The sequence below is a fragment of the Amycolatopsis thailandensis genome, assembly GCF_002234405.1.
Lineage (GTDB): Bacteria > Actinomycetota > Actinomycetes > Mycobacteriales > Pseudonocardiaceae > Amycolatopsis > Amycolatopsis thailandensis.
Map to the genome: position 1 here is coordinate 1 of NZ_NMQT01000006.1, position 21,744 is coordinate 21,744.

The 21,744-nt window shown below is 68.9% G+C and carries 24 protein-coding genes; 11 read left to right on the forward strand and 13 right to left on the reverse strand.

From position 1 onward, the window contains the following. Positions 1–309: 309 nt before the first annotated feature. Positions 310–1,821 (reverse strand): cytochrome ubiquinol oxidase subunit I, encoded by a 1,512-nt coding sequence (locus CFP71_RS01025; protein WP_093931927.1) that lies wholly within the window; start codon positions 1,819–1,821, stop codon positions 310–312. Positions 1,822–1,902: 81 nt separating this feature from the next. After that, a complete protein-coding gene (locus CFP71_RS01030; protein ID WP_093931928.1) occupies positions 1,903–2,856 on the reverse strand; it encodes a S41 family peptidase in 954 nt (317 codons plus the stop codon). A gap of 188 nt (positions 2,857–3,044) precedes the next feature. Between CFP71_RS01030 and CFP71_RS01035 the strand changes: the two genes are divergently transcribed. Both CFP71_RS01035 and CFP71_RS01040 read left to right on the forward strand, forming a co-directional pair. Next, entirely contained in the window at positions 3,045–3,632 is a 588-nt protein-coding gene (locus CFP71_RS01035) for a TMEM165/GDT1 family protein (protein ID WP_039914838.1), read from the forward strand. Positions 3,633–3,720: 88 nt separating this feature from the next. Next, on the forward strand, positions 3,721–4,383 hold the full coding sequence (locus CFP71_RS01040) for a DUF998 domain-containing protein (RefSeq protein WP_093931929.1): 663 nt from the start codon (positions 3,721–3,723) through the stop codon (positions 4,381–4,383). 4 nt (positions 4,384–4,387) lie between these two features. Here CFP71_RS01040 and CFP71_RS01045 read toward each other — a convergent pair whose 3' ends face one another. Both CFP71_RS01045 and CFP71_RS01050 read right to left on the reverse strand, forming a co-directional pair. Then, on the reverse strand, positions 4,388–5,029 hold the full coding sequence (locus CFP71_RS01045; RefSeq protein ID WP_093931930.1) for an IclR family transcriptional regulator: 642 nt from the start codon (positions 5,027–5,029) through the stop codon (positions 4,388–4,390). Beyond that, positions 5,026–5,880: a hypothetical protein gene (locus tag CFP71_RS01050; RefSeq protein WP_167405958.1), complete on the reverse strand. Its 855-nt coding sequence runs from the start codon at positions 5,878–5,880 to the stop codon at positions 5,026–5,028. Before CFP71_RS01050 ends, CFP71_RS01045 begins: the two co-directional genes overlap by 4 nt. An 85-nt stretch (positions 5,881–5,965) precedes the next feature. Here CFP71_RS01050 and CFP71_RS01055 point away from each other — a divergent pair, with 85 nt between their 5' ends. The 3 genes from CFP71_RS01055 to CFP71_RS01065 all read left to right on the forward strand — a co-directional run bounded on the left by CFP71_RS01055 (position 5,966) and on the right by CFP71_RS01065 (position 9,896). Beyond that, positions 5,966–7,138, forward strand: coding sequence for a homogentisate 1,2-dioxygenase (locus CFP71_RS01055; RefSeq protein ID WP_093931931.1), 1,173 nt, complete (start codon positions 5,966–5,968; stop codon positions 7,136–7,138). Between the two features lie 188 nt (positions 7,139–7,326). Next, positions 7,327–9,144, forward strand: a complete 1,818-nt coding sequence (locus CFP71_RS01060) for a substrate-binding and vWA domain-containing protein (RefSeq protein WP_093931932.1) — start codon at positions 7,327–7,329, stop codon at positions 9,142–9,144. 11 nt (positions 9,145–9,155) lie between these two features. Next, positions 9,156–9,896: a hypothetical protein gene (locus CFP71_RS01065; RefSeq protein WP_093931933.1), complete on the forward strand. Its 741-nt coding sequence runs from the start codon at positions 9,156–9,158 to the stop codon at positions 9,894–9,896. Positions 9,897–9,898: 2 nt separating this feature from the next. Here CFP71_RS01065 and CFP71_RS01070 read toward each other — a convergent pair whose 3' ends face one another. Then, entirely contained in the window at positions 9,899–10,906 is a 1,008-nt protein-coding gene (locus CFP71_RS01070) for a hypothetical protein (RefSeq protein ID WP_093931934.1), read from the reverse strand. 95 nt (positions 10,907–11,001) lie between these two features. On the opposite strand from CFP71_RS01070, the gene CFP71_RS01075 reads away from it, so the two are divergent. Then, on the forward strand, positions 11,002–11,796 hold the full coding sequence (locus tag CFP71_RS01075; RefSeq protein WP_093931935.1) for a DUF2470 domain-containing protein: 795 nt from the start codon (positions 11,002–11,004) through the stop codon (positions 11,794–11,796). A gap of 158 nt (positions 11,797–11,954) precedes the next feature. Here CFP71_RS01075 and CFP71_RS01080 read toward each other — a convergent pair whose 3' ends face one another. Next, positions 11,955–12,416 carry a PPOX class F420-dependent oxidoreductase gene (locus CFP71_RS01080; protein ID WP_093931936.1) on the reverse strand — a complete coding sequence of 154 codons (462 nt, stop codon included), beginning with the start codon at positions 12,414–12,416 and terminating at the stop codon, positions 11,955–11,957. Between the two features lie 135 nt (positions 12,417–12,551). Between CFP71_RS01080 and CFP71_RS01085 the strand changes: the two genes are divergently transcribed. The 3 genes from CFP71_RS01085 to CFP71_RS01095 all read left to right on the forward strand — a co-directional run bounded on the left by CFP71_RS01085 (position 12,552) and on the right by CFP71_RS01095 (position 15,283). Beyond that, the gene (locus CFP71_RS01085; RefSeq protein WP_093931937.1) at positions 12,552–13,349 is read left to right on the forward strand and encodes a CPBP family intramembrane glutamic endopeptidase; all 798 of its coding nucleotides are present in this window, start codon (positions 12,552–12,554) and stop codon (positions 13,347–13,349) included. A gap of 13 nt (positions 13,350–13,362) precedes the next feature. Beyond that, positions 13,363–14,574 carry an arginine deiminase gene (locus CFP71_RS01090; protein ID WP_093931938.1) on the forward strand — a complete coding sequence of 404 codons (1,212 nt, stop codon included), beginning with the start codon at positions 13,363–13,365 and terminating at the stop codon, positions 14,572–14,574. 157 nt (positions 14,575–14,731) lie between these two features. Next, on the forward strand, positions 14,732–15,283 hold the full coding sequence (locus CFP71_RS01095) for a ferritin (protein WP_093931939.1): 552 nt from the start codon (positions 14,732–14,734) through the stop codon (positions 15,281–15,283). 84 nt (positions 15,284–15,367) lie between these two features. Here CFP71_RS01095 and CFP71_RS01100 read toward each other — a convergent pair whose 3' ends face one another. The 4 genes from CFP71_RS01100 to CFP71_RS01115 form a co-directional block, all read right to left on the reverse strand. Next, positions 15,368–16,207, reverse strand: coding sequence for a hypothetical protein (locus CFP71_RS01100; RefSeq protein WP_093931940.1), 840 nt, complete (start codon positions 16,205–16,207; stop codon positions 15,368–15,370). Next, entirely contained in the window at positions 16,204–16,716 is a 513-nt protein-coding gene (locus CFP71_RS01105; RefSeq protein ID WP_093931941.1) for a SigE family RNA polymerase sigma factor, read from the reverse strand. Before CFP71_RS01105 ends, CFP71_RS01100 begins: the two co-directional genes overlap by 4 nt. A gap of 204 nt (positions 16,717–16,920) precedes the next feature. Continuing rightward, positions 16,921–17,265 (reverse strand): DUF952 domain-containing protein, encoded by a 345-nt coding sequence (locus tag CFP71_RS01110; protein WP_093931942.1) that lies wholly within the window; start codon positions 17,263–17,265, stop codon positions 16,921–16,923. 84 nt (positions 17,266–17,349) lie between these two features. After that, on the reverse strand, positions 17,350–18,234 hold the full coding sequence (locus CFP71_RS01115) for a DUF5926 family protein (RefSeq protein WP_093931943.1): 885 nt from the start codon (positions 18,232–18,234) through the stop codon (positions 17,350–17,352). Between the two features lie 299 nt (positions 18,235–18,533). Here CFP71_RS01115 and CFP71_RS01120 point away from each other — a divergent pair, with 299 nt between their 5' ends. Together CFP71_RS01120 and CFP71_RS01125 are read left to right on the forward strand one after the other, a co-directional pair. Continuing rightward, positions 18,534–18,749, forward strand: coding sequence for a hypothetical protein (locus CFP71_RS01120; RefSeq protein WP_093931944.1), 216 nt, complete (start codon positions 18,534–18,536; stop codon positions 18,747–18,749). Positions 18,750–18,802: 53 nt separating this feature from the next. Then, positions 18,803–19,972 (forward strand): cytochrome P450, encoded by a 1,170-nt coding sequence (locus CFP71_RS01125; RefSeq protein ID WP_093931945.1) that lies wholly within the window; start codon positions 18,803–18,805, stop codon positions 19,970–19,972. Positions 19,973–20,000: 28 nt separating this feature from the next. Here the strand turns inward: CFP71_RS01125 and CFP71_RS01130 are convergent, their stop codons facing one another. The 3 genes from CFP71_RS01130 to CFP71_RS01140 all read right to left on the reverse strand — a co-directional run bounded on the left by CFP71_RS01130 (position 20,001) and on the right by CFP71_RS01140 (position 21,737). Beyond that, positions 20,001–20,438: a type II toxin-antitoxin system VapC family toxin gene (locus CFP71_RS01130; RefSeq protein ID WP_093931946.1), complete on the reverse strand. Its 438-nt coding sequence runs from the start codon at positions 20,436–20,438 to the stop codon at positions 20,001–20,003. 27 nt (positions 20,439–20,465) lie between these two features. Next, a complete protein-coding gene (locus CFP71_RS01135) occupies positions 20,466–20,723 on the reverse strand; it encodes a hypothetical protein (protein ID WP_093931947.1) in 258 nt (85 codons plus the stop codon). A gap of 75 nt (positions 20,724–20,798) precedes the next feature. Next, positions 20,799–21,737, reverse strand: a complete 939-nt coding sequence (locus CFP71_RS01140; RefSeq protein ID WP_093931948.1) for a DUF4328 domain-containing protein — start codon at positions 21,735–21,737, stop codon at positions 20,799–20,801. Positions 21,738–21,744: the final 7 nt, after the last annotated feature.

A 21,744-nucleotide genomic window follows, 5' to 3' on the forward strand; every position in this document is an offset into this window, starting at 1 on the left:
GCCCGCTCGGCCCGCTCGGCCCGCTCGGCCCGCTCGGTCCCGCGCCCGGTCACCTGCCCGCTCCGGACGTTGCGAAAGCCACTTTCGCAACCTTGAGCGTTGCGAAAGTGGCTTTCGCAACCCGCCGCTACCACGCCTGCCCGCCCGAACCGGCGCTTCCCCACCTGCTCGCCCTGAGTTATCCACAACCACCCGAGTTGTCCACAGATAGGCTGTGGGTAACCCACCTGAGCGACACCCCCGATACGCTGGGTGCGGGGCCGTCCCCCGGGAAGGGCGGGGGGCTGGGTAGGTGACGTCAAGAGGCGATCAGTAGGCGAAGGCCAGCGCGTCGTCATCGCCGTCACCGCCTTCCGAGTCGCTGTTCTTGCTGGTCGAGGTCGTTTTCTTGGGCGGCATGACGGCGTCGACGCCGCCGCGGACGTACTTGCGCATCAGGAAGACCTCGACGACGCCGAGCACCGCGTAGACGGTCGTCAGCGCGATCAACGACGTCCAGACCTCGCCTGTGGACAACTTCGAGACGGCCTGCGCGGTGAACATCCACACCCCGTCCACGCCGGTCGGGTTCGGCACCACCACGAACGGCTGACGGCCCATCTCGGTGAAGATCCAGCCGGCGCTGTTGCCGATGAACGGCGTCGCGATGCCGCCGAGCACGAGCCACGGGAACCAGCGCTGCCCGGGGATCCGCCCGCGCCGCGTCAGCCACAGCGCGAGCAGCCCGATCCCGGCCGAGATCGCGCCGAAGCCGATCATCGCGCGGAAACCCCAGTAGGTCACCGGAAGGTTGGGCACGTAGTCGATCGGCTTCCCCGCGAGCGAACCGAGCTGCGGGTCGTCCGGGTAGTTCGTGCCGTACTTCGCCTGGTACTCGGTCACCAGGTTTTCGACGCCCTTGACCTCGGTCGAGAAGTCGTTGTGCGCCAGGAACGAGAGCAACGCGGGCACGTTGAACGTCTTGACGTCCTCACAGTTCGAACCGCTCACGTCCCCGATCGCGATGATCGAGAAGCTCGCCGGTTTCTCCGTGTGGCACAACGCTTCCGCCGAAGCCATCTTCATCGGCTGCTGCTCGAACATCAGCTTGCCCTGCATGTCACCGGTGATCGCCAGCACCGCGAACGCCACCACGCCGGTCCAGCCGCCGAGACGCAACGACGAACGCCACACCGCGCGGTGCTCGTCGTCCTCCGAACGCTTGCGCCACAACCGCCAGCCCGCGACACCGACCAGGAACGCCGCCGCCACCGAGAAGGCACCCGCGAGCGTGTGCGGGATCGCGGCCAGCGCGGTGTTGTTCGTCAGCACCGCCCAGATCGAGTTCATCGTCGGTTTCCCGTCGACGAACTCGACGCCGACCGGATGCTGCATCCACGAGTTCGCCGCCAGGATGAAGTACGCGGACGCCACCGTCGCCAGCGAATACGCCCACGCGCACGCCAGGTGGACCTTCTTCGGCAGCTTGTCCCAGCCGAAGATCCACAGCCCCAGGAAGGTCGACTCGACGAAGAACGCGACGAGCCCTTCCATCGCCAGCGGCGCGCCGAACACGTCCCCGACGAACCGCGAGTACGCGCTCCAGTTCATCCCGAACTGGAACTCCTGCACGATCCCGGTGACCACGCCCATCGCGAAGTTGACCAGCAGGAGTTTCCCCCAGAACTTGGTCATCTTCAGGTAGCGCGCGTCACCCGTGCGGACCCAGGCCGTCTGCATCCCGGCGACCAGGACCGAAAGCCCGATGGTCAGCGGGACCATCAGGAAGTGATAGACGGTGGTAATGCCGAACTGCCACCTAGCGAGATCGAGAACCTCCACGCCTCAAGCCTGCTCAACGCTCGATGAGCCCGCCAGTTCAAGTGGTCCTGATCTCGACAGGACGTAGGTCCCACGCCCTGGTCAGCCGAGACCGGCGAGTGTGAGCCTGGCCTCGTCGGCGACCGGCCGCCGCACTCCCGTGTCCCCCAGCGTCAGCACGTGTTCCAGCGCCAACGCGTAGGCGGTGTCGAGCGCGGCCTCGACGGCGACCGGGATATCGGGCTGGACGCCGACGCCTTCCCAGTTGGTTCCCGTGACCGGGTTCACGGCACGTCCACCCGGGACGGTGACATCCAGATGGGTGTCCACTTTGTACTGCTGCCGCGGGTTCGCGCCGCCGCCGGTGACCGCGCCGACCGTCTTCGCCCGCCCCAGCTGCTGCAACGAGTAGCTCAGATCCTCGGCTCCGGAGAACGTCGTCGGCCCCGTCAGGACCCACACCGGCTTGTCCGGACCGAACTTCCGCCCCGGCACGTACGGCAGGGTCCACATCTGGTTCGTCACGTCGCCATCGCGCAGGTAAATGCTGTTGAAGTGCGTCGGCTCGTCGACCAGGTAGCTGATCAGCAGGGCCACCGCGGCGGGGCTGCCACCCCGGTTCTCGCGGACGTCGAGGATCAGCGCGTCGGTGGTCGCGAGCAGTGTCATCGCCGCGGAAAGGGCCTCGCCGGCGATGTCCGGCCCGTAGAACAGCTTCGTCTCCAGGTAGCCGACGTTCCCGGACAGCCGTCGCGCCGCCGCGATGCCGTGGCAGTTCAGTTCCGCCTCGCGCCGGAACTGCTCGGGGTCGAAGGACTCCCCGTTCACCTCGGGCAACGGGTCGACGTGGTGCCGCAGCCGCAGATGCTTGTCCCCGTTGACCGATTGAAGGTCCTGGGTCACCGCGACGGCGAACGCCTGGTCGTCCAACCCGGCGTACGCGCCGTCGCCCAGCCTCGCCCGCAGGTACACCGTCAGCTTCTCGGCGACGTCAGGGAACACGTAGTGGTCCTTCAGCCGCGTGCACACGTCCTCGATCCGCGCTCTCTCGTCCATGACAGCCGAAGCTACCAGCGAAGCCGGAAAAAAGAATTCGGTTCACCGAAATCTCCTTTCTGCTACGCCTCGAAAAACAATTCGCCCGCGCAGGCAGCGCGATTCGGAAATGCGATCAGCTTGCCTTTCTCTGAATCGCCCCTTTATCGTTGCAATGAAAGGGGTGCGAATTCATCATGTCTGACTCGATGCTGGCGCTGATCAGCGCGTTCGGCCTGGTACTGGCCGTGGAGCTGCCGGACAAGACCCTCGTCGCCACCCTGGTTCTCACCACCCGTTTCCGCGCGTGGCCGGTATTCGCCGGGGTGACCGCGGCCTTCGCCGTGCAATGTGCGATCGCCGCCACCTTCGGCAGTGTGCTCACTTTGCTGCCCGAGACGCTGGTGACCGCGATCGTCGCCGCGATGTTCGGTATCGGTGCGTACATGCTCCTTCGCGAAGGGTTCAGCCCCGGCCAGGACGGCGGCGAAGACGCGTCGCGGTCCGGAGCGGGTCCCGTGTCCTTCCTCCGCTCCGCGCTGACGTCTTTCGGTGTGCTCTTCGCCGCGGAGTGGGGTGACGCCTCCCAGCTCGCGACGGCCAGCCTCACGGCCCGCTTCGGCAACCCGTTCGCGGTCGCGCTCGGCTCCTTCGTCGCGCTGGTCGCCGTCGCCGGGCTCGCCGTCTTCATCGGCGCGAAGGTTCGCAGCCGCATCCGCCCGAAGCTCATCCAGCGCGTGGCGGGCTTCGTCTTCGCCGGGTTCTCGCTGTTCGCGCTGGCTCAGCTGGCCTTCTGAGGCCCACGGCTTTTTCACAGGTTCGCCGGGTAACCTTTCGGGAACGAAAAGGTGAACACCCACCCCGACGTGCCTGGAGAAACCGGTCGTGACCTCGCCGAAGACACTCGCCGTTTCCCCTGTGCACGGCAGGCTCGCGATCTTGGGCATGGCCGTCGCCGTCGCGATCTCGATCGACCTGCATCTGCGGCTGTCCAGCCAGGTCAGCCCGATCTGGCAGACGCTGTCCGAGTACGTCTACGGCTACCTCTCGCCCGGTTCGACGGCGGCTCCGCTGTTCGGCGCGATGTGCCTGGCGCTGGGGTTCGGCTCGCTCGCCCTGCTCGGCGGCATCGCGAAGGCGCACCGCAGCGGGTACGAGTCCGTCCTCGTCCTGCTCGGCGTCTGGTGCGCCGGGCTGTTCGTCCTCGCGCTGGTCCCGGTCGACCCCGAGGGCCAGGCCCGCTCGCTGGCCGGGCAGATCCACAACTACGCCGCGCTGACGGCCTTCCTCGCGCTTCCCGCCGCCGCCTGGGTGCTGACCCGCCCCGGCCGGGCGCGCTGCCCGTGGGAGCCGCGCCGCACGACGATCCGGCGGCTTTCGGTGGCCAGCTTCGCCGCGGTGGTGATCGTGCTCGGCGGCTTCGTCTGGACGATGCTCACCGGGCCGTCGCACCAGGAAATCACGCTCGGCCTGTTCGAGCGGCTCCTGTTCGCCGTCGACCTCACCCTGCTGGCGACCATGGTGCGCCCGCTGCTCAGCACCCGCTGACGCGCTACTCGGGCTGTTTCAGCACCTCGGCCAGCCGGACGGCGGCCGCCACGACGGCGGGCCCCACCACGGACGCGTCCAGCGGCTCCAGCGACACGACACCGATGCTGGCCTTCAGTCCCGGTACCCCGCGCACGGGCGCGGCGACCCCGGACGCGCCGGCCTCCAGCTCGCCGGACGAGGTCACCCAGCCTTCGCCACCGCCGGGCCGCAGGCTCATCGCCTTGCCCGCCGCGCCGGCGGACAGCGGATGGCGAGTGCCGACGCGGTAGGCGACGTGGAAGCTCGTCCAGGACGGTTCGACGACCGCGACGGCCTGCGCCTGGTCCCCCTGCGCGACCGACAGATGCGCCGTCGCGCCGACCTTCTCCGCCAGCTCCCGCAGGACCGGCCTGGCCGCCTCGCGCAGCTGCGGGAGGACCTGCCCGGCGAGCCGGAGCAGGCCGACGCCGAGCCGCACCTTGTTCCCGTCACGCCACACCAGGCCGCGTTCGGACAGCGGGACGAGCAGCCGGTAGACGGCGGCCCGGCTCGCGCCGATGGCGACGGCGAGTTCGGAGATCGTCGCCGCCTCGCCACCCGCGTCCGCCACGGCCTGCAACAGCGCCAGACCGCGGTCGAGAGTCAGCGACCCTTCGCGGGTCACAAGAGCCCGAGTTCCCCGAGGTCGGCGACGGGCTCGTCGAACGAAGCCGCCGCGTAGGAGGCGAAGAGCCCGCGAACGGCCTTCGCGGCCGGCTCCGACATCCCCTTGGCCTCGGCGGCCAGTGCGGCGCTGTCGGTCGACTCCAGCGCGGCGCGCACGTCGCCACCCGAGAGGCACCGCGCCGACGCGACGATGAGGTTCAGGAAGCCGTGGTGGGTGAAGCCGCTCGTCTCGTCCGTGTGGCGAACGGCGCGGTGCAGGCTGTTCGTCGCCTTGAACGACGCCCCGGTCGAGCCGCTGACCACCGCGAGGAAGTCGGCGACCTCGTCGACGCTGGGGAAGTTCTCGCCCGCCTTGCCGCCGCAGCGGATCTTCGGCCAGCTGCCGTGCTCGATCACCTTCCGCACGCCGTCCAGCCAGCCGACGCCGCGCCGCGGCTCGACCACGCGGATGACGTCCTCCGGCACGAACTCGGAGACGCGCTCCAGCCAGACCTCGTCGACGTCCGACGGCGCCGGCATCTCCACCATGCGCAGTGCGAGGATCTCGCTGCGGGATTCGACGATCGAGATCGCCTTCGGGACCCCGCCGAGACCGGTGTCGATGATCAGCGACAGCGGCAGCGGTTCCTTCGGTTTGATCTTGATGAGTTCGGTGATGAGCTCGGGCAGCCTCGACGCCTGGCACAGGAACACACCGAGGACGCCGGAGTGCTCACCGGCCCTCGACGCGAAGTGCGCACGCAGCGCTTCGGGCATGGACGCCTCACCGGGCGGGAACAACGCCGAGTCGTCGACGAGCCGCGCGAACAGGGGAGGGATTCCTCGGGGGCCGGGTGGCGTGAGTTCCACAGCGCTTGACACGACTGACACGCTAGTAGCGTACGACATCAGGACAAAATCGTTCGCACAACGGACACGTTCCGGGGAGATTCCGATGCCTTACTACCGGCAGGTAGGCGAGATCCCGCACAAGCGCCACACGGCGTTCCGCAAGCCCGACGGGGGCCTGTACGCCGAGGAACTGATGGGTGTCGAGGGCTTCTCGGCGGACTCGGCACTGCTCTACCACCGCGGTCTGCCCACCGCGATCGTCGACGCCGTCGCGATCGAGGACGAGCGTGGCCCGATCACCCCGAACCACCCGCTCAAGCCCCGCGCGTACAAGACGCACGACCTCAAGTTCGGCGACGCCGACGCGGTCACCGACCGGCGGAGGCTGTTCGGCAACGCCGACGTCACCATCGGCTTCGTCCACGCGACCCGGCCTTCGCCGCTGTACCGCAACGCGGCGGGCGACGAGCTGTTCTACGTCCAGGGCGGCAGCGCGACCGTCGAGACGATCTACGGCGCGCTGGAGGTCGGCGACGGCGACTACCTCGTCATCCCGACGTCGTGCACCTATCGCGTGCTCCCGCACGACGGCGGGGTCAAGCTGCTGACCATCGAGGCGCGCGGCCACATCGGCCCGCCGAAGCGGTACCTGTCGGCGAAGGGCCAGTTCCTGGAGCACTCGCCGTACTGCGAGCGCGACATCCGGGGCCCGTCCGAACCGCTGGTCGCCGACGGCACCGACGTCGAGGTCCTCGTGCGGCACCGCGCCGGGCTGACGCGCTACACCTACGCGACCCACCCGTTCGACGTCGTCGGCTGGGACGGCTGCCTGTACCCGTGGGTGTTCAACATCGACGACTTCGAGCCGATCACCGGCCGCGTGCACCAGCCGCCGCCCGTGCACCAGACGTTCGAGGGCCCGAACTTCGTGGTCTGCTCGTTCTGCCCGCGCAAGGTCGACTATCACCCCGAGTCGATCCCGGTGCCGTACAACCACGCGAACGTCGACTCCGACGAGCTGATGTTCTACGTCCGCGGCAACTACGAGGCGCGCAAGGGTTCCGGGATCGAGATCGGCTCGCTTTCGCTGCACCCGTCCGGCTTCACGCACGGGCCGCAGCCCGGCGCGGCGGAGGCGTCGATCGGCGCCCAGTTCTTCGACGAGACCGCGGTCATGGTGGACACCTTCGCGCCGCTGGAGCTCGGCGAAGCGGCCGACGCGTCGGAGGACCACGGCTACGCGTGGACCTGGTCCGGCCGGGGTCCGGGAGCTTGATGCCACGCATTTAGTCCTCTGAATGCGGTATTCGAAGACCGGCGCGAGCAGGTGCCCACGCATTCAGAGGACTAAATGCGGAAAAGATGGCGGGATAAGTACCGCCACGGCCGCAACGGTTCGGCAACGCCAAGCCGGGCAAGGCGAAACCTCCGGATAATCGGTGTCCCCACCGGCGGAGGTTCTCCATGGTCGTGAATCCTCAGCAGTCCCGCGGCGGCCGCAAGGTCCTGGCGTTCGTGGCCGCGGCGGTGGTCGCCATCGGCCTGATCATCGGCTTGCGCGCGATCACGAGCGACTCCGGCGAGGAGGCCGCGGAAGCGAAGTGCACGACGGGCGACGCGGTCAAGTTGCGGGTGTCGTCGTCGCCGGAGAAGGCGGGCGTGGTCACCGAGATCGCCAAGGGCTACAGCGGCCGCACGGTGGCCGGGCGCTGCGTCGACGTGCTCGTGCAGTCGAAGTCCTCCGGCACCGCCATGCAGGCGCTGTCGCGCGGCTGGAACGAGGCTGTGGACGGACCGCGGCCGGACGTCTGGACGCCGGCGGCGTCCGGCTGGGTGAACCTGCTGCGCCAGAACCTCACCGGCACCGACCACCCCGCTCTGGTCCCCGAGGGCGACCCGGAATCGGTCGCGAACGCGCCACTGGTCGTCGCCATGCCGAAACCGATGGCCGAGGCGCTCGGCTGGCCGGGCAAGGGCATCGGCTGGAAGGACCTCGCGGCGCTCGCCACGGATCCGCAGGGCTGGGCGAAGTACGGGCATCCGGAGTGGGGGAAGTTCCGGCTGGGCAAGACGAATCCGAACATCTCGACGTCCGGCCTCAACGCCACCATCGGCGCCTACTACGCGGCGACGGGCACGTCTTCGGACCTCACCGCGAACGCGCTCGCGAAACCGGAGGCGCGGACGTTCGTGCAGAACGTCGAGCAGGCCATCGTCCACTACGGCGACAACACGCTGACGTTCCTGACGAACCTGCAGAAGGCCGACGACCGCGGCGCCGCGCTGTCGTACATCTCGGCGGTGACGGTCGAGGAGAACTCGCTCGTCGGCTACAACCAGGGCAATCCCACCAACGACCCGGCGAAACGCGGTCAGCACGCGCCGCCGAAGGTGCCGCTCGTCGGGATCTACCCGAGCGACGGCACGCTCAACTCCGATCACCCGTTCACCGTGCTGAACTGGGCGGACGACCTCCACAAGCAGGTCGCGGCGGATTTCCTCGCGCATCTGCGCGGCGCCGAGGCGCAGCAGAAGTTCAGCGACATCGGTTTCCGCACCTTCGACGGGAAACCGGGCTCGCAGACCACCTCGGAGAACGGCGCCCAGCCCGACGGGAAGTTCAACCTGATCCGCCCGCCGAGCCCGCCGGTGCTGACCGAGGTGCTGAAGTCGTGGAAGGACCTGCGGAAGAAGGCGAACGTGCTGCTGGTCGTCGACGTCTCCGGTTCGATGGGCGACGGCGTCAGCGGGACCGGCAAGAACAAGATGGATCTCGCGAAACAGGCGGCCGTGGCGTCGCTGCCGCAGTTCAGCGACGCGGACAAGGTCGGGCTGTGGATGTTCTCCACGAAACTGAACGGCGACAAGGACTACTTCGAACTCCGGCCGGTGTCGCCGATCGGCGGTGAACCGGGCAGGCAGGAGCTGGCGTCGCGGCTGAACGGGCTGACACCGCAGAACGGGACGGGGCTCTACGACTCGTCGCTCGCGGCGTACGAGTTCATGAAGCAGCGGCTGGACCCGAACGCGATCAACGCCGTCGTCGTGCTCACCGACGGCCGGAACGAGGATCCGGGCGGGATCGATCTGCAGAACCTCGTCGGGCAGCTGCGGACCGAGGGCGGCGGCGAAGCGGTGCGGATGTTCACCATCGCCTACGGCTCCGACGCGGACCTGAACGTGCTCAAGGAGATCGCCGAGACCACTCAGGGCGTCGGGTACGACTCGTCCAAACCGGACTCGATCGACCAGGTCTTCACCGCCGTGATCTCGAATTTCTGAGATCCTCGGATATGCGCTTCGTCCGTGAGCTAGCCGAACCGTGGGGACTGCTCCTCGCGGCGACGTCGGCGGGTGCGGCCTGGGCGGTGCAGCTGCCGGCCCTCGCCGCGCTCGGCGTCGGCGTCACCGTGCTCGCCGCCCGTGCCGGGGTCGCCGCCGCCACGCGGCCGAAACCCTTGCCGGAGCCCGAAGAACGAGCACTCCCGGACGTCGAACCGGGTTCACCCGAGGCGGACTGGCTGCGGCGCGCGGAGTCGGCGGCCGACGGGTTCCGGTCGATTTCCGGCTCGCTCGAAGCCGGCCCGCTCGCCGGCCGGGTGGCCGGCATGGAACCGGTGGTGCGGGAAACCGTCGACACGCTCCGACGGCTGGCGGGCCGCGCGACGGCCACCGGCAAGGCGCTGACGCGGGTGGACGTCGGCGCGGTGTCCGCCGAGAAAGCCCGGCTGCGGAAGGAATTGAAGACCGCCGACGACGACATCCGCGACGAGCTGACCCAGTCGCTCGAAGCCGTGCAAGCCCAGGAAGACGTGCACGCGCGGCTTTCGAGCGCGCAGCGGAAGCTGTTGGCACAGCTGCGATCCGGCGCGCTCGGGCTCGACGGGCTAGTCGCCAGGGCGGCGGAGTTATCGGCCGCGACCGGCGATTCGCTGCTCGACACCACCACGATCGGCGAGCTGGACGAGCAGTTGGAAGGGATCCGGCGGGGTGTGGTGGAGACCGAGGAAGCGACGCGGCGCTCGCTCGGCTGAGCTCACTTCCCGAACTTGACCGGCCCGAAAACCGCGTGGCCCGGCACTCCTGCCTTCGCCATCCTCCCGGCCATCGGCGGCCCGAGCACCCACAGCCGTCCGGTCGCGGCGATGTTCGCGGCCAGCGACGGATCCGAACCACCGGCCCGGACGGTGACCTCGCGGCCGTCGGGCAGCACCGTCCGTCCCTTCATGGTGACCATGCCGACGAGGTTGACCGACGCCGGTCCGGAGATGACGGCGAGTTCGGTCCACGTCGGCTCCGGGGACGGCCTCGTCATCACGACGGCCGTGATGACGAGGCCGATCGTCGCGACGAGGCAGAGGGCGGCCAGTACCTGCGCGTCCAGCACCAGGACGCTGCGGCGGTCCGGGAAATCGATCGCGACCCAGATCGAGAAGGCGGCCGCCACCAGCGCGATACCGGCGGTGAACAGGTAGTACGACGCCAGAAGCCGACGTTGCAGGGTGAGCATCCGTCCCGGCGAGACCGGCTGGGTCGTCAGCGGCACCGAGCCCTTCACGGGGGCGTCCCGGCACTTGCCGTTCCGCGGGACGATCACACCGGGAAGCAGGAAGAACGGCCCCAGCACCCACAGCCGCCGCTGAGCCGCGAGTTGTGCGCGGAGCGGGGCGGGGAGCCGGATGGCGAACCAGCGGCCGTCGAGCGGGACGCTCACCCACGCACCGGCGATGACGGCGTCGTCGAGCTCGCTCACCAGGCGGAACGGCTTGCGGGTGAGCTTCCGCATCGGCGAGCATCCGACGAGCAGGACGTACCCGAAGTAGACCGCGACCGGTGTCATGAAGGAGATCAGGAACGCGGGCACGGCCACCCCGTACCGCCCCGAAAACGCCAGGTAGACGCCCAGCGCGACGATCATCCCGGCGGTGAAGAGCATCGTCCCGTACGTCACGATGAGCCGGTCGAGCAAGGGTGCCAGCACCGGCATGTTGATGGCCGGAACCCCTTCGGGTGGTTCGACACCCCGGATTCTGTGCTCTTCCACCTGGTCAACGTATACGCACTTCTCGAGAAGTGATCCAGGCTACTTCCACTCGACGCGTAAATCAGGTTAGGCTCACCTAACTTAGGAGGTGAGCCGTGACCACACCGACGTCCATTCGCCGCCCGCCGGCGCCGAACCCCGCGGAACGCGCGAAGACGATCGCCACCCGCAACGGACCGGCGACGCTCATGCCGACCGCCGAACAGCGCGACCAGCCAGGACAGTACGGCCGCGTCATCCCCGAACTGCACCACGTGCACACGAGCGGCAGCGTCAGCGTGCTGCTGCCCGACGAGCACCACCTGGTGAAACGCGCGCACGAGGCGCAACGCGGCGAGCTCGCGGTGATGGTCGAACTGACCGATCAGGCGCCGGTCGACCTGCGCGAACCCATCCGCGGGCTGCTGTGGATCACCGGCTGGCTCCGCCCGCTCTCCGAGGTCTCGGCGCGCGCCCGCGCGGTCTCCATCGCCGAAACCCGGCCGGACGAGCGACTGCTCGACGTCGGGCACGGCCTGACGCTGCTGAGGCTGACCCCGGCGTCGCTGGTCCTCGCCGACGCCGAGGGCACGCACTCGCTCCGGCCGCATATGTTCAGCGCCGCGCCGCCGGACCCGTTCCACGACTACGAGGCCGCGTGGCTGCGCCATCTGGAGAGCGACCACGCCGACGTCGTCCAGCAACTCGCCAAGCACGTGCCCGCCGAGCTGCGCGGCGGCTGGATCCGGCCGCTCGGGCTGGATCGCTACGGTCTGCGGCTGCGGGTCGAGGCCGACTCAGGCGACCACGACGTCCGGCTCGCGTTCTCACGGCCGGTCGAGGGCCCGCAGCAGCTGAGCGGCGAGATCCGCCGCCTGGTCGGCTGCCCGTATTCTTTCGACGCGCGCTGACGCAAATATTTCGCAGGGCGGAGGCCCGTCGTCACGACCGGGCGGGCGACCGAGCCGCCCCGCAAAACATTTCCGTGGGCATCCGCCCGAAAAAGGCGCGCGTCGGTGAAGTCTCCGTCGGGCGCAGGGCGCCCTTGGGGAGACCTCGTTGTGTCTCGCTAGGCCAGTTCCGCCGGGAAGCCGCCCTTGGCGATCGGGCCCCACGATTCGATGGTGACGCGGATGATGCTCTTGCCCTGCTTCACCATCGCTTCGCGGTACTCGTCCCAGTCGGGATGCTCACCCGAGATCGCGCGGAAGTAGTCGACCAGCGGCTCGACCGAATCGGGCAGGTCGAGGACCTCGGCGGTGCCGTTCAGCTGGACCCACTGGTCGTTCCACTCGTCGGACAGGACGCAGGCGGACACCTTCGGCTCGCGCCGGATGTTCACCACCTTCGCGCGCTTCGGATACGTGGAGATGACCAAGCGGCCCTCGCCGTCGACTCCGCAGGTCACCGGCGAGAGCTGCGGGCCGCCGTCGGCCTTGGTGGTCATCAGGATGGCGCGGTGCCGGGTGGACAGGAAGTCGACGAGCGCGGCCCGGTCGACGGTTTCGTTGGTCGCGATACTCCTGGGCATGACCCGACGGTAGCTCGTGGACGGTCACCGGGCAGGGCTGAAGGGAACCATGCCCGCATGCGATGCGGGGAAAGCGCCCTTCACCGCGTGACATGAGGTGAAAGCGTCCTTCAGCCACACGGTAGCGTGCGGCCGATGAGCTGGCTGCGTCCCGAACGCCCGGCGCTGCCGGAATTCGTGGAAGACCCGGCGCGCCGTCGCGCGATCGTCATCGAACTCGTCGTCGTCTTCGGCATCACCCTCGGCCTGTCCGGGCTGCGCAGCCTGCTGTCCCTTGTGGACTCACTGCTGCAGCCTGCCCCGCTGGCGCAGCAACAAGCCCAGCTCAACGTCCCGCAGGCGACGCTGAGCCTGGTCGACCTGCTCAAACAGCTCCTGAGCGCGGGCCAGCTGGTCGGCTGGGGCGCGCTCGGGCTGTACCTGTTGTGGCGCGGCGGGATGAAGCTCGGCCAGATCGGGCTCGACAGACAGCGCCCCGGCCGCGACGTCGTCCACGGGCTCCTGCTCGCCGCGGTGATCGGGATTCCGGGGCTCGGCCTGTACTTCCTCTCCTACAGCCTCGGGTTCAGCCTGTCGGTGCAACCGTCCACATTGGGCGAAACGTGGTGGCGTCCGATCACGCTGACGTTGTCGGCCTTCGGGAACGCGTTCGCCGAAGAGGTGCTCGTCGTCGCTTATCTGCTGACCAGGCTGCGGCAACTGGGGCTGCGCGAGAACACCTCGCTGGTCGCGTCGTCGGTGCTGCGCGGGTCGTATCACCTGTATCAGGGATTCGGCGGTTTCGTCGGCAACGTCGTGATGGGCCTGGTGTTCGGCAGGCTGTGGCAGAAGACGAACCGGCTGTGGCCGCTGATCGTCGCGCACACCGCGCTGGATTTCGTTTCCTTCGTCGGATACGCGCTGCTCAAGGGGCGAGTTTCCTGGCTTCCCTAGCTAGTGTGAACTCGTGATTGACGAGACGACTCCACCCCGAGTTGACAGCGAAGTCGGCCCCCTGCGTGCGGTGCTGCTGCACCGGCCCGGCAACGAGCTCAAAAGGCTCACGCCTCGCAACAACGACCAGCTCCTGTTCGATTCCATCCCCTGGGTGGACCGCGCGCAGGAGGAGCACGACGCGTTCGCCGAGGTGCTGCGCGGCCGCGGCGTCGAGGTGCTGCTGCTGGCCGACGCGCTCCGCACGGCGCTCGGCGACACCCGCGCCCACGCGGCCGGCGTGCACGCGGCGGTCGACGAGCGGCGGCTCGGGCCCGACCTGGCCGATTCGCTCCGCTCCCACCTGTCGAGCGTCTCGCCCGCGGTGCTGGCCGAGGTCCTGATGGCGGGCATGACCTTCGAGGAGCTGCCCGCCGCCGAAGGCGCCTCGCTGGTCCGGCTGATGAACCACCCGAACGACTTCGCCGTCGATCCGCTGCCGAACCTGCTGTTCACCCGTGACTCGTCGGCCTGGATCGGCAACCGGGTCGCGGTCTCCTCGCTCACCATGCCCGCGCGCGTCCGCGAGACCGCGGTGCTGGACCTGATCTACGCCTACCACCCGTGGTTCCGCCACGCGGCCCGCGCGTACGGCGCGCATTCGGCGCCGATCGAAGGCGGCGACGTCATGCTGCTCTCGCCGGGCGTCCTGGCCATCGGCGTCGGCGAGCGCACCACCGCGGCCGGCGCGGAATCCCTCGCCCGGTCGGTGTTCGCCGACGGGATCGCGCACACCGTGCTCGCCGTCCCGATCCAGCAGACCCGCGCGACCATGCATCTGGACACCGTCTGCACGATGGTCGCGGCCGACGCCGTCGTCATGTATCCGCTTTCGGCCGATTCACTGACCGCGTTCACCATGCGCCCCACCGACGACGGTTCGGTGAAGGTGGAAGGGCCTGCCCCATTCCTCACCGCGGCCGCCGAAGCGATGGGAATCGACCGGCTCCGCGTCATCGACACCGGACTCGATCCGGTCACCGCGGAACGCGAGCAATGGGACGACGGGAACAACACCCTCGCGCTCGCGCCCGGCGTCGTCGTCGGGTACGAACGTAATGTGGAAACCAACGCCCGCCTGACGGAAGCCGGGATCGAGGTGCTGGCCATCACCGGCTCCGAGCTGGGCTCCGGCCGCGGCGGGCCGCGCTGCATGTCGTGCCCGATCCGGCGCGAAAGCATCTGAGCCACAAATTAAGTAAGCCTTCCCTAATTGATTCGAATTGATTAGGGAAGGCTTACTTAATTGAGGTGGACCTATTGTCGGTAATGGTAACCTAATAGGGGGCAGATCACCAGGAAAAACTGGAAATCAAATAGGGGAATGGCGTATCTTCGAACACATGGCCCTCCTCAAGAAGCAACCGCGCTCGAAGTTCTACGAACTGCTGCAGGCGCAGATCCACAACGAGTTCAACGCCTCCCAGCAGTACATCGCGCTGGCGGTCTGGTTCGACGCCGAGGACCTGCCGCAGCTCGCGAAGCACTTCTACAAGCAGTCCGTCGAAGAGCGGAACCACGGAATGGCGCTGGTCCAGTACATGCTGGACACCGACCACCACGTGGAGATCCCCGGCACCGGCGACGTGCGCAACGACTTCTCCGACGTCCGTGAGCTCATCGAGCTCGCGCTGCAGCAGGAGAAGGACGTCGCGACCGACATCCAGCAGCTGGCCAAGGCCGCCCGCGCCGAAGAGGACTACATCGGCGAGCAGTTCACGCAGTGGTTCCTCAAGGAGCAGGTCGAGGAGATCTCCCAAATGTCCACGCTGCTCAACATCGTCAAGCGCGCCGACGGCAACCTGTTCGAGGTGGAGAACCACCTGCACCGCGAGTCCGTCGGGGACGGCGGCACCGATTCGAGCATGCCCCCCGTCGCGGGCGGCGCGCTCTGACGCACTGACCAACGCTCCCACCACAAGGAAAACCCGGGCTCTCCCCCTTGGAGCAGCCCGGGTTTTCCTTTCGCGCGGACGACCTCAGCTGAACTGGCAGTCCTGGTTGATGCTGGTCAGCAGGATGCTGACGGCCGACCCGTCCTTGGCCACGAAGATCCGGTACGCGCTCACCGCGCTCACCGGGGCGACATACGCGCCGCCGTCCTTGGTGCTGCCGGGGTAGGCGGCGAGGATGTCCGCCTCGGTCGAGCCGACACCGATCCCCTCCGGCGTATGCACCGTGCCCGCCGGGTTGATGACGGTGATCCCCTCGGCCTCGGTCAGCGACACCGACGACGGCCCCGGAACGGCGGCACCTTCCGCGTAGCCGTACGTGCAGGTGCCCCGGACCTCTTTCGCCCGCAGCGGGCCGGCGGTGGCCTCCGCCTCGGACTCGCTCATCCCGAGCCGGAGCTTGCCGAAACCGGCGGACGTCAGCAGCGCGCCGGTGGTCACCTTGCCCTGAGCGGGCGGCTTCGTGGCGGCGGTGCTCTTCGGCGGCTTGACCGGCCCGTCGGAGGCCGTCGACTGCGGGGGCGCGGCCGTGTGGGTCGGCGGCGGCGCGGGCGAGGACACCGGCGGCTCGGAGGTGCCCGGCCCGGGTCGCGCCAGGCTCGACGATGCCGCGCCCATGGTGAGCTGGTCGCCGGGGAAGGCCGCGCCGTTGTCCTTGTCGTGGATCGTGAAGACCGTGAGCCCGCCGCCCACCATGACGATCGCGGCGGCCATCCCGCTCGTGGTCTGCATCAGCTGGCGGCGACGACGGCGGCGCCGGGCGCCCGCGACGATCGTCTCGGGATTCAGCGTGGATCCCGCGCCGAGCCGCTCGTCGGAGAACAGGTCGCGCAGCTTCTGCTGTACGTCTTCCTCGGACATGTTCATCCCGCTTCCCTCCCTTCGTCCTTGGGTTCGAACAACGCGAGCTTCGTGCGCAGCGACGCGATCGCCTTGCTCGCCTGGCTCTTGACGGTGCCCTGGCTGACGCCGAGCGAATCCGCGATCTCCGCTTCCGACAGCCCCTCGTAGTAACGCAGGACCATCACCGCGCGTTGCCTCGGCGGCAGCGCGCGTAACGCCTGCCACAACGGCTCGTGCTCGAACGGGTCGGCCGGGCTGTACGGCTGGGTGTCCGGCAGGTCGGCGACGAGGCTCTCCCGTTTGGTCCGGCGCCAGCGGCTGATGTGCGCGTTGGCCATCGAACGGCGGATGTAGGCCATCGGGTCGCCGGTCTTGTGCTGCACGTAGGACCAGCGGGAGCCGATCTTCTCCAGCACGGTCTGGACCAGGTCGGCGGCGTCGTGCGGATTCCCGGTGAGGGCGTGCCCGTACCGGATCAGGCCGGGAAGGCTGGCCTGCACGAAGTCGCCGAAGTCGGTGAGCTCGCCCGGCACGTCTCTCCCTCGGCTCTCGCCGGCTCCCCAGACTTCCGTCCCCGGGATGACCGTCGCGGCAGCGGTCACCGTATCGCCTCCTCCCGGGGTCACTCGGCCAGGCTCGCCTGGCTCACCTCTCCCGAAACGCATGACCGCCCCCACAGGTTGTCTCTTGCCGCGAACACTTTCGGGAGACGCCCGGCCGGATGAGGAGTTTCCTGCTCACCGTCTCGACACGGAGTCGGGAATCCTGAACGAACCGTCCCCCTGAACAGGGAATTCGTGTACGGCCACCACGGCGTTACGGGGTATCGGACCGTACACGTGGGGGAACTGGATCCCGGCCGGATGCGGCGGGTCGCCGTCCTCCCAGACGACGGGCGCGCCGACGAGCGCCGGGTCGATCTCCAGCAGCAGCAGGTCGGTGCGGCCGGCGAACACGGCGTTGGCCGGGATGTGCGCGGTTCCCGGGTCCGAGCAGTGGATGAAGCCGTCGGATTCGAGGGACGCGGCGGTGTAGACGCCCTCTTCGGACCAGTCACCCTTGGGGCAGATATGGAGGATCACGGGACCATCCTCGCGCACTTCGTCCTCTGAAGGCGGTGGTTGCGCGGGCAACCACCGCGTTCAGAGGACGAAACGCGAGGGATGTCAGCGGATGGTGAGCTGACGGCCGATCAGGCCGTCGCGCGAGCGGCGCTCGGCGGCGTTGAGCGGCTCGGAGTCGAGGGACTTCAGCGCGGCTTCGAGCCGGACGCCGAGCTGCTCCTTCGCGTCGGCCCACTCGCGGGCGTGGGCCTCGGGGTCGAGGTCCCACACCGGGACGAGGAGCCCGTGCGCGCGGAACGAACCGGCGTAGCGGGAGCCCTCGCCGAGGCCCAGCTCACCGGCCGCGGACAGCCGCGCAAGCGCTTGCAGCAGCAGGTTCTCCGGCTCGGGGCGAACCCAGCGCAGGTGCGCCTTCTCACCGGCGAGCACCCAGTAGGCACCCGCGCCGAGGCGCTCGGTCGGCATGATCGCCGCGTTCGCGCGCTCGAGGGACAGCGCGACGTCGCCGCTCGCGTCGGCGTCCTCGGGCAGCCACCAGGCGAAGTCGTTGTAGAGCGTGGCGTCGAGTTCGACGCTCGTTTCGAGCAGGTCCTGCAAGCGGGCCTTCTCGTCGGCGGTGGGCGGCGTCGTGGTGTCCGGCACGGACAGGACGTCGCCCTCCTTGGCCTCCAGCACCCACTGCAGCGCGCGGCCGAGGTCGCGGCTGATGTCCGAGGACCGGGTCTGCACCTGCATGCCGATGTAGCGCTCGCCGTCGGACCGGACGAACGCGGCCGCCGCCATCGGCAGCACCGTGCCGAGGGTGACCTTCTCGCCGGAGCCCGCCAGCGTGAGCGACGCCGTCGCCGAAGGGACGAACTCGCGCAGCGCGATCAGTTCGGTCTCCGCCGCGAGTCCCTCGAAGGGCTGGCCGACGAAGACGTCGCGCACCTTCGGCTTGCGGTCCGAGGTCGTCTTGGGACCCTTCTTGCGCGAACCCTTGCCCACGTCAGCCTCCTCAAGCTCGGTTCGGAACGCTATCGCGGGAAGGGCACGGGCCTCGTAAGACCCCCGGGGTTCACCGGGGCCGGTGACGGAATCGTCGCGGACGACACCCCACTGACCACCGGATCGACCGGATCGGCCGGTTTCAGCGGCCGTTCGGGTATCACGCAAACATGACTGAAAACGGTTGTCATCATCCGGACGATCTAATCGCGGGTGATCAGCCTGCCGTTTTCCCCTCACCGCACCGAATACTCGATCTCGGCGCCATCCGGCGTCGTAGTGCGGAGAAGGGATCACAGATGAGCACCTCGAAGCGCCGGGCCGCCTTGGCCGCGTTGCCCGTGGCACTCGGGCTGATGCTGGCCGGGCCCGCCGTGGGCACGGCCTCGGCCGCGCCACAGTCCGAGTCGGCGGACCAGGCGCGCCACTGCCTGCTGCTGTGCGTCGGCCATCACCACCACGGGCACCATCACCACGGCATCGGCCTGCACCTGGGCCTCTGGCTGCATCTGTGACCAGCGCGCCGCGCCGGGACGGTTCCCCGGCGCGGCGCGGCTACAGTCGGGACGTGTTCGACCTCGCCGACCCGGCCTTCCTCGCGAATCCGTATCCGTCCTTCGCCGAACTCCGTGAGCGCGGCGAAGTCCACCGGCACGACGGCCTCGGTATCGCCGTGGCGGTGTCTCACGCCGCGTCGGCCGCGGTCCTGCGGCATCGCGGGCTCGGCCGGATCTGGCAGGACGCGCTGCCGGTGGAGCGGTTCGCGTCGTTCAACCTGCTGCACCGCAACTCGCTGCTGGAGAACGAGCCGCCCGCCCACACCCGGCTGCGGCGGGTGATCGCGGGCGCGTTCGGACGCGGGCACGTCCAGCGGCTGCGGCCGATGGTCGCCGAACTCGCGGACGGCATGGTGGACGGGCTCGCCGCCGAGATCGCCGAGACCGGCTCGGCCGATCTCCTGGCGCACCTCGCGCAGCCGCTTCCGGTCGCGGTCATCGCGGAGCTCCTGGGCGTCCCGGTCGAGAACGGGCCGAGCATGGTCACCTGGTCGAACCACATCGTGAAGATGTACGAGTACGGACTCGCCGAGGACAAGCGCGACGCCGCCGAAGTAGCGGCCGCGGAGTTCGTCGACTATCTGCGTGACGTCGCGAAGCAGCGCGCGGACTCCCCCGGCGAGGACATCGTCAGTGATCTCCTGCGCAGTGAGCTCACCGAGGACGAGCTGGTCGCGACCGCGGTCCTGCTGCTGATGGCCGGGCACGAGGCGACGGTGAACGTCATCGGGAACGGCGTCAACGCGCTGCTGACCCACCGGGACCAGTGGGAGCGGCTGGTGGCCTCCCCGGATCTGCTGGACCCGTGCGTCGAGGAGCTGATCCGCTTCGACGCGCCGCTCCAGCTCTTCGAGCGGACGGCGACCACCGACGTCGAGATCGCCGGATTCCGGGTGGCCGAGGGCGAGAAGATCGGCGCGCTCCTCGGCGCCGCCGCGCGCGACCCCAAGGTGTTCGACCGGCCCGACACCCTCGACATCGGCCGCACGCCGAACGCGCACCTCGGCTTCGGCATGGGCATCCACTACTGCGTCGGCGCCCCGCTCGCGCGGGTGGAGATCGGGGCCGCGCTGACGTCGCTGGCCACGAAGCTGCCCGGGCTGGAGCTCGCGGAGACGCCGGAACGGCGGCCGGAGTTCGTGATCCGGGGCCTGCGCTCGCTACCGGTCACCACGCGATAGCAAAGGTCCCTTGCTCTCTTTCCGCAGGTCAGCGGGTCGTTTCGGGATAGAGCGTGAAGTGGGAGACGTGCACGGGCTTGATGTGCTCGAAGTGCCGACGGTCCACCGTCGCCACCTCGACCGTTTTCAGCCTTTCCGCGGTGGCCACGACGGCCGCGTCCGCCAGACCGAGCGGCCAATCCGAGTACTGCCGCATCAGCACGGCCATCCGCCGGAAATCGTCGTCCATGGGGTGATAGATCGCGAACTGAGGCGAGCGCATGAGTCCCTCGATGAACGCCGCTTCGGCTTCACCACCGAGGTACTTCTCGATGTAATGACATACCTCGGTCAGCACCAGCGACGGCACCAGCAGATCACGCGTAGCCGCGGTTTCCAGCCATGCGACCACCGCCTGATGGTGGTCGTCTTTCCGGCTGACCATGGCGATGAGGGGGCCGGCGTCTACCACGATCGGACGGGCCATCGACTTTCGCTTGTCCCCGTCGTGCGCTCAGGCGACGTCTTGGCCGCGCACGACAGCCTTCACGTTCTCGGACGCGTCAGCGGGAAGATCGAACATCCCCAAGAACGACGGTTGCGAGTACGGCTTCGTCGGCTCATTCGCGTCCTGACCGACGAGAACGGTTTTCATGCCCAGACCGAACTTGCCCGCCTTCATGGTGCGAGGCTTACGCAGGCCGCTGGAAGTAGACCTCACCCTGCCGGTCACCCCGGCGGGCAGGTCGTACTTCTGCTGCTCGCTGCTCATGCCCCCATCTTACAGGCCGATCAGCCTTCGGCAGAGTGCGTGGATCCGCATTCAACAGTTGGTGGAAAAGTTGCGTCAGCGCACTGAAGAGGTGGGGCGGTCGCGCCGTTCCGGGTCCGGAGCGCCCTCCACCTTCAGCACGCGAAGCAGGCGAAGGCGCTTCTCCGCCACAGGCGCGAGAAGGCCGGACATGCGCTTCACGAGCAGCGCCGTCACCACCGCCAGCCCGGCCGCGGCCAGATCGGTCAGCGCGACCAGCACGACGCCGTCGGCCAGCGCCTGGACGCCGTCGCGGAATCGCCAGACGATGACGAGCACCAGCAGCAGCCAGTTGGCCGCCCAGACACCCCACCAGATCAGCACGAGCCGCGACGGCTTCGGCCGCGTTTCCCGGGTCCGGCGCAGGACGGCGTGTTCGAGTTCGGCGAGGATCGGCAGCACCATCACCAGGTTCACCACCGGCACCAGCACGAACACCAGCACGTGCCACAGCCGCCTCGGCGGCACTTCACCGGAGGCGTCCGCGGCGGCGTGCCTGGCCACGAGCAGCCACCACACGGTGAGCCCGGAAGGCAGCAGCGAGAGGATCGTCGTGAGCAGGCCCGCAGTGATCACGAAGCTGTCGGACACCGAGACGACGGACGTCGACAGCGCGGAGTCGCGGCTCTGCACGAGCAGGACGTAGCGCCAGATCTCCGCGGCCGCCGCGATGACGGCGAGGGCGGCGAAGGTCCACAGCACCGGCAGAAGACTGCGCGTGATGACCCGCAGGCGCTCCCCGGCGGTGACTTCGCCGGACGCCGTCCCGGGGACCGCTGTCGGGCGGCGCCAGACCAGGTTCGGGAACCCCCAGCGCGGCGGGACCGGATAGGACGGCGGACCGGAGTAGCGCTCGGCCACGGGTTTGCGACGCTGCGGCCAGGCGCCGGGAGGCGGCGAAGCGACCCAGCGGACACGATGACGCGCCGGCTGGGGCCGCGGCTGCTGCATCGGCGCCGGACGCACCGGTGGCACCGGTGTT

Coding starts and splice junctions, on each gene's coding strand:
- CFP71_RS01030 (WP_093931928.1), bottom strand. CDS start 2,856: ATGGACGAGAGAGCGCGGATCGAGGACGTGTGCACGCGGCTGAAGGAC.
- CFP71_RS01035 (WP_039914838.1), top strand. CDS start 3,045: ATGCTGGCGCTGATCAGCGCGTTCGGCCTGGTACTGGCCGTGGAGCTG.
- CFP71_RS01055 (WP_093931931.1), top strand. CDS start 5,966: ATGCCTTACTACCGGCAGGTAGGCGAGATCCCGCACAAGCGCCACACG.
- CFP71_RS01060 (WP_093931932.1), top strand. CDS start 7,327: ATGGTCGTGAATCCTCAGCAGTCCCGCGGCGGCCGCAAGGTCCTGGCG.
- CFP71_RS01065 (WP_093931933.1), top strand. CDS start 9,156: ATGCGCTTCGTCCGTGAGCTAGCCGAACCGTGGGGACTGCTCCTCGCG.
- CFP71_RS01080 (WP_093931936.1), bottom strand. CDS start 12,416: ATGCCCAGGAGTATCGCGACCAACGAAACCGTCGACCGGGCCGCGCTC.
- CFP71_RS01085 (WP_093931937.1), top strand. CDS start 12,552: ATGAGCTGGCTGCGTCCCGAACGCCCGGCGCTGCCGGAATTCGTGGAA.
- CFP71_RS01095 (WP_093931939.1), top strand. CDS start 14,732: ATGGCCCTCCTCAAGAAGCAACCGCGCTCGAAGTTCTACGAACTGCTG.
- CFP71_RS01100 (WP_093931940.1), bottom strand. CDS start 16,207: ATGAACATGTCCGAGGAAGACGTACAGCAGAAGCTGCGCGACCTGTTC.
- CFP71_RS01120 (WP_093931944.1), top strand. CDS start 18,534: ATGAGCACCTCGAAGCGCCGGGCCGCCTTGGCCGCGTTGCCCGTGGCA.
- CFP71_RS01130 (WP_093931946.1), bottom strand. CDS start 20,438: ATGGCCCGTCCGATCGTGGTAGACGCCGGCCCCCTCATCGCCATGGTC.
- CFP71_RS01135 (WP_093931947.1), bottom strand. CDS start 20,723: ATGAGCAGCGAGCAGCAGAAGTACGACCTGCCCGCCGGGGTGACCGGC.